The 5,573-nt window shown below is 68.3% G+C and carries 4 protein-coding genes and 2 pseudogenes; 1 reads left to right on the forward strand and 5 read right to left on the reverse strand.

The window, feature by feature from the left end; all coding sequences use genetic code 11:
• The 5 genes and pseudogenes from LNW71_RS35000 to LNW71_RS35020 form a co-directional block, all read right to left on the reverse strand.
• Positions 1-1,638, reverse strand: a pseudogene (locus LNW71_RS35000) (thiamine pyrophosphate-dependent enzyme); the annotation flags it as partial.
• Positions 1,639-1,677: 39 nt separating this feature from the next.
• Positions 1,678-3,261, reverse strand: coding sequence for an FMN-binding glutamate synthase family protein (locus LNW71_RS35005; RefSeq protein WP_250972272.1), 1,584 nt, complete (start codon positions 3,259-3,261; stop codon positions 1,678-1,680).
• Between the two features lie 215 nt (positions 3,262-3,476).
• Positions 3,477-3,698: a helix-turn-helix transcriptional regulator gene (locus tag LNW71_RS35010; protein WP_250972269.1), complete on the reverse strand. Its 222-nt coding sequence runs from the start codon at positions 3,696-3,698 to the stop codon at positions 3,477-3,479.
• Positions 3,698-4,183 carry a DUF2975 domain-containing protein gene (locus LNW71_RS35015; protein ID WP_250972270.1) on the reverse strand — a complete coding sequence of 162 codons (486 nt, stop codon included), beginning with the start codon at positions 4,181-4,183 and terminating at the stop codon, positions 3,698-3,700. Before LNW71_RS35015 ends, LNW71_RS35010 begins: the two co-directional genes overlap by 1 nt.
• Before the next feature lie 248 nt (positions 4,184-4,431).
• A complete protein-coding gene (locus LNW71_RS35020; RefSeq protein WP_250972271.1) occupies positions 4,432-4,623 on the reverse strand; it encodes a hypothetical protein in 192 nt (63 codons plus the stop codon).
• 14 nt (positions 4,624-4,637) lie between these two features.
• Here LNW71_RS35020 and LNW71_RS35025 point away from each other — a divergent pair.
• A pseudogene (locus LNW71_RS35025) lies at positions 4,638-5,374 on the forward strand (dienelactone hydrolase family protein).
• Positions 5,375-5,573: the final 199 nt, after the last annotated feature.

Below are 5,573 nucleotides of genomic sequence, written 5' to 3' on the forward strand. Positions count from 1 at the left end.
GGCTTGGCCGGTACGGCCATCTCGTCAGGGTTCGTGAGTACGTCGAGGAGAACCGGCCCCGGTGTGTCGAGGGCTCGTCGTACCGATTCCTCCAACTCGCCGGGGTCCGTCACGCGAATGCCGGTGATGCCCATGGCCGTGGCCACCGCGGCGAAGTCCGGGTTGTCCAGCTCGGTGCCGAACTCGGGCAGGCCGGCCTGTTCCTGCTCCAGCTTGACCATGCCGAGGCGCCGGTTGTCGAAGACGATCAGCTTGACGGGGAGCTTGCCGGTCTTGAGGGTCATGAGGTCGCCGAGCAGCATGCTGAGGCCACCGTCGCCACAGAACGCGACCACCTGGCGTTGCCGGTCCAGGCACTGTGCGCCAAGTGCGTGCGGCATCGCGTTGGCCATGGATCCGAGGTTGTACGAGCCGAGCAGCCGCCGCTCACCGCGCATCTCCAAGAACCGTGAGAGCCATACCGTGGCCATTCCGGTGTCGGAGGTGAAGACGGCGTCATCGGCGGCGAGCCGGTCGACAGTGGCGGCAAGCGCCTCGGGCCTGATCCCGTGCTCGGGGTTGTCGAACGCCGCGCGGAGCCGCCCGGCCGTCTGCTCGTCGTGCTTCGGGTCCGCCAGCCGCGCCTGCCCGTCACGCCACGTCTCGAACTCCTTGCGTGCCTTGTCCAGGTGCTTGCGGTCGCGCCCTTCCCCGGCCCCAGGCACTCGAGAAGATCACGGACCGTGGCGCCCACGTCGCCGACGAGGCCCGCCTCCACCGGGACCCGACGTCCGATGTGGGTGGGCTCGGTGTCCACCTGAATGACGGTGCGGCCCTGCGGATACCACTCACGGTAGGGAAAGTCCGTGCCCAGCAGGAGGAGTGTGTCGGCGTCCTGCATCGCGGAAGCCGCGGCCGGATTGCCGATCAGCCCCGTCTGGCCGACCTGGAAGGGGTTGCCGTCACCCTCGAACCCCTCCTTGGCCTTCAGGGTGAGCACCATCGGAGCAGCCAGACGGTCGGCGAGCGCCAGTACGTCCGCACGGGCTGCGCGGGCACCCTGGCCGACGAGGAGGGTCACCCGACCGGCACGTTCCAGGAGGCCGGCCGCGCTGCGGACGGCGGATTCCTCCGGCCGTGTCACCGTGCTGCTCAGGGAGAAGCGGGCCTCACGGTCCGTGCTCAGCTTCCGGTCACCGATGTCACCCGGCACGGTGAGCACGGCAACGCCCTTGCGGCCCAGCGCGTTGCGAACGGCCGCCTCGAGCATCTGGGCAGCTGATCGGGGGAGGAAACCGTGGCACGGAACACCGCGACGTCGCTGAAGAGGGCGTCGTTGTCGACCTCCTGGAAGGAGTCACTGCCGATGTCCGCCACCGGCACCTGTCCCGCGATCGCCAGGACGGGAGTGCGGCTCTTGGCCGCGTCGTAGAGACCGTTGAGCAGGTGGATCGAACCCGGTCCGACGGTTCCCATACAGACGCCGAGGTTGCCGGAGAGCTGGGACTGGGCACTCGCGGCGAACGCTGCGGCCTCCTCGTGACGGCATCCCACCCACTCGACGTCCTCGGTGAGCCGAATGGCTTCCGTCAGCGGGTTGAGGGCGTCTCCGACGACGCCGAACACCTGATGTACGCCGAGTTCGGACAGGGCGTCCACGATGACGCGGGCAACGGTACGGGCACAAGGTCCTCCTGGTCAGACAGCAAAGTGGTCGGGGTCTGCGGCTTTCCAGTCGGCAGCCCAGGACGAGGGGGGCGCGACAAGCAGCTGCCCCGGCTCGAGCCATTCGTACATTTCGTCGAAGGAACGCAGGGTGTAGGGATCGATGCGGCGTTGGAGCATGTGCGGACGTAGTTGTTCCGGATCCGTGACGCCCATGGAGGCCATGATCTGGAGCGCGCTGGCCACCGTCGCCTGCTGGAATCTCTGGACCCGCACCGATTTGTCCGCGACGTCCAGCGCGCGAGCACGCCGGGGATCCTGTGTGGTGACACCGGTGGGACAGGTGTTGGTGTGACAGCGCTGCGCCTGTATGCACCCCACGGCGAACATCATCGCGCGGGCCGAGTTCACATAATCGGCGCCCTGGAGAAGCCTCTTGACCAGGTCCGCGCCCGTGGCGATCTTGCCACTGGCCCCGATCCTGATCCGGTCCCGCAGGCCGGCGCCGACCAGTGCGTTGTGCACGGTGAGCAGACCATCGGTGAGGGGCGTGCCGACGTGGTCGGCGAACTCCAGCGGCGCGGCGCCTGTGCCGCCCTCGGCCCCGTCCACGATGATGAAGTCGGGTGCTGTGCCCTCCTCCACCATGGCCTTGCACACGGCGAGAAACTGCCGGCGCGAACCGATGCAGAGCTTGAAGCCTGTGGGTTTGCCACCCGAGAGTTCCCGCATCCGCGCCACGAAGCGAACCAGTTCACGCGGTGTGGAAAAGACCCGGTGGTACGGGGGCGAGACGACCGTCCGCCCCTGCGGCACCCCTCGCACCTGCGCGATCTCCGCATTGACTTTCGCTCCCGGCAACACACCGCCGATGCCGGGCTTGGCGCCCTGCGACAACTTGAGCGATACACATTTCACGTGGTCGTGCGCTGCCCGTTCGGCGAACTTCTCAGCGTCGAATGCGCCGTCCTCGGTCCGGCATCCGAAGTAGCCGGTGCCGATCTCCCAGACAAGGTCTCCTCCGGGGCGCAGGTGATACTCCGAAATGCCGCCCTCGCCCGTGTCATGAGCAAAATTTCCGCTCGCCGCACCGCCGTTGAGTGCCAGGACCGCATTTGCCGAGAGTGAGCCGAAGCTCATCGCGGAGACATTGAGCAGGGCCATGTCGTACGGCTGGGTGCAGTCGGGGCCGCCTGTCCGGACCCGCGGCGGCGTCTCAGGAACCGCGCAGGGAGCCATCGACGGCACGAGGAACTCGTGACCGGGCTGGTAGACGTCCCGCTCCGTACCGAACGGCTCCTCGGCGTCCGTGCCCTTCGCCCGCTCGTACACAATGCTGCGCACGTCCCGGTCGAAGGGCCGTCCGTCGAAATTCCGCTCCACGAAATACTGCTGGAGTTCGGGTCGGAGCCCCTCCAGGAGGAAACGGGCGTGCCCGATCACGGGATAGTTGCGCAGCACCGAGTGTCTGCGCTGTACGAGATCCCACACGCCGAGCAGGCCCAGCAGAGCGAGCAGCACACAGGCGACCCACCACCACGGTGAAATCCACGCCGCCGCGCTCCCTGCTCCCAGAGCCGCGAGCAGGGTCAGACCAACAAAACCAATTCGTATCACCACAGACGGATTGCCCGGCTCCGGCAACCACACCAGCGGTTTTCCCAAAAGAACCCAAAGGATCGTTGGTCGGTTTCCTTCGGTCCGACGACGTCGAGGGGGCGATGGCGCTGCCTGTGGGGGCTGGGCAGAGGGCTGATGGCGGTGCCCGTGGGGGCCGAAGCCGAGGGGGCGATGGCGCTGCCCCTGGGGCGGGCCGCGTCAGCAGGCTCGGTTCATTCGCCTGCGGTGTCCTCGGTCTCCCAGCGCAGCAGGTCACCCGGCTGGCACTCCAGCACCTCGCAGAGCGCGGCAAGCGTCGCGAAGCGCACGGCCTTGGCGCGGCCGTTCTTGAGCACCGCCAGGTTGGCGGGCGTGATCCCGACCCGGTCCGCGAGCTCACCCACGGACATCTTCCGCCTGGCCAGCATCACGTCGATGTCGACGGCGATCGGCATCAGATCACCTCGTCCAGCTCGCCCTGCATCTGCGCCGCTTCGGTGTCGCGCGCAACGGCTTGGGCGAGGAGCATCCGCAGCACGAGCACGATGAGCGCGACTCCCAGGATGGCCAGGCCGACCCCGCCCATGATGAGAGTGACGCCCGGGTCTTCCCGCTGGCCGGGCGCATTGAGGGCGGTGACCGCGAACCACACGAGGCCGGCCGCGACAATGGACCCGATCACGAAGTCCACGTACCGGAAGGCGGCGTGCGAGAACACGGTTCCGCGTCGCACCATCGTCACCAGTCGCCATACGCAGACCAGGGCGACCTGAGCGGACACCATGCCCAGGATCGTGACCAGGCGCAGCGGGGTCAGCGGGAGCGACCCGTCCTCCGGGTCGGTGGCCAGCGCCCACACCATCGATGCCTGTACGAACAGCGTGCCGGCGAGCACCACCACGAGCACGGCGCGCAGAGCACCCACTGTCAGCTTTCCCATGACCCATCCTTCCATCGACTTGCGATGGGAATCTATCGAATCTCGATAGATGAAGCAAGAGTCGAGAGGGGAGGGAGGCCGACGGGGGTGTGAACGCCGGGGTCCTACCTGGTGGAGGTCGTCCTCGCCGACGCGGGCGAGAGGGCCGAGTCCGATGCGAAGTTCCTTCGCCGACAGCTGGAGGACAAGCTACGAGGCGCCGCCGGGTGCTCACGTGAAGGGTGTCACCAGCTAGTTCACCTCACGGTTCAGGCGGCCAGGACGAGGCCGGCGGGGATCAGGTCCTGCTCGCGCAGCAGGGTGAAGTCGACGTCGAGTTCCGGGTCGTACGCCTCGGGCTGGATGACGAGTTCATCGGTGCTGTACTTGCCGATCCGTCCGAAATACCCGCGGTGTTCTGCCAGCGGCAGAACACCGGCCGGACCGGGGTCGACGATCACTACAGTCCAGTCCCATGACGACGATTGCGACGCGTACGGTCGCGTACCCGGCCGACGGTTTGACGATGATCGGGCACCTCGCCCTCCCGGCCGGTGTCGACCGCAGGCCTGCGGTGCTGCTCGGACCAGAGGGCATGGGGCTCAGCGACGTCGAGCGCCGCAGGGCCGATGCTCTCGCCGAGCTGGGATACGTAGCGCTGGCCTTCGACCTTCACGGTGGGCGCTATTTGGGTGACCCCGAGGAGATGCTGGCCCGTTGCATGCCGCTGCTCGCCGACCCCGACCGGATGCGGGGCATCGGCCATGCGGCGCTCGACGTGTTGCGCACGGAAGCGCGGACCGACCCCGACCGGATCGCCGCCGTCGGCTACGGCACCGGGGGCGCCATCGCGCTGGAACTCGGGCGCGATGGCGTCGACCTGCGCGCGATCGGGACAGTCAACGCGACTACCACGGGCCGACCGGGCGAGGCGGCGCGCATTGGCTGCCCGGTGTGGGCCGGGGTCGGGTCGGAAGACCCGATCATGCCGCCCGCGCAACGGAACGCGTTCACCGCTGAGATGCAGGCCGCGGGCGTCGACTGGCGCCTCACGGTCTACGGCGGCGCCCTGCACGCCTTCCACCACCCGCCGGTCAGCCACCCGTGGTAGCCGGCGTCGGCTACCACCCACGGCACGCCCAGCGAGCCTGGCGCGACGTCGTCGACCTGCTCGCCGAGTGCCTGCCTGTGACGGAGGATCTGGGGGGATGACCCAGGCAGCCAACCATCTCTCCACACCCCAGGACATCGAGGCATGGACGGCTGAACCCTGCACCGCCCTGGCACAGCGCCCTGACGCACGACGGAAGACGGCGCCTCCACCCCGATTCGCCACTGGCCCGCTCCCGCCACGCCTCCGTCCGCTCCCTGGAGCGATACACACGGCCCGGCGTCGACTCGGGCGCCCGGC

Origin of the sequence: Streptomyces sp. RKAG290 (assembly GCF_023701695.1) — a bacterium.
Taxonomy (GTDB): domain Bacteria; phylum Actinomycetota; class Actinomycetes; order Streptomycetales; family Streptomycetaceae; genus Streptomyces.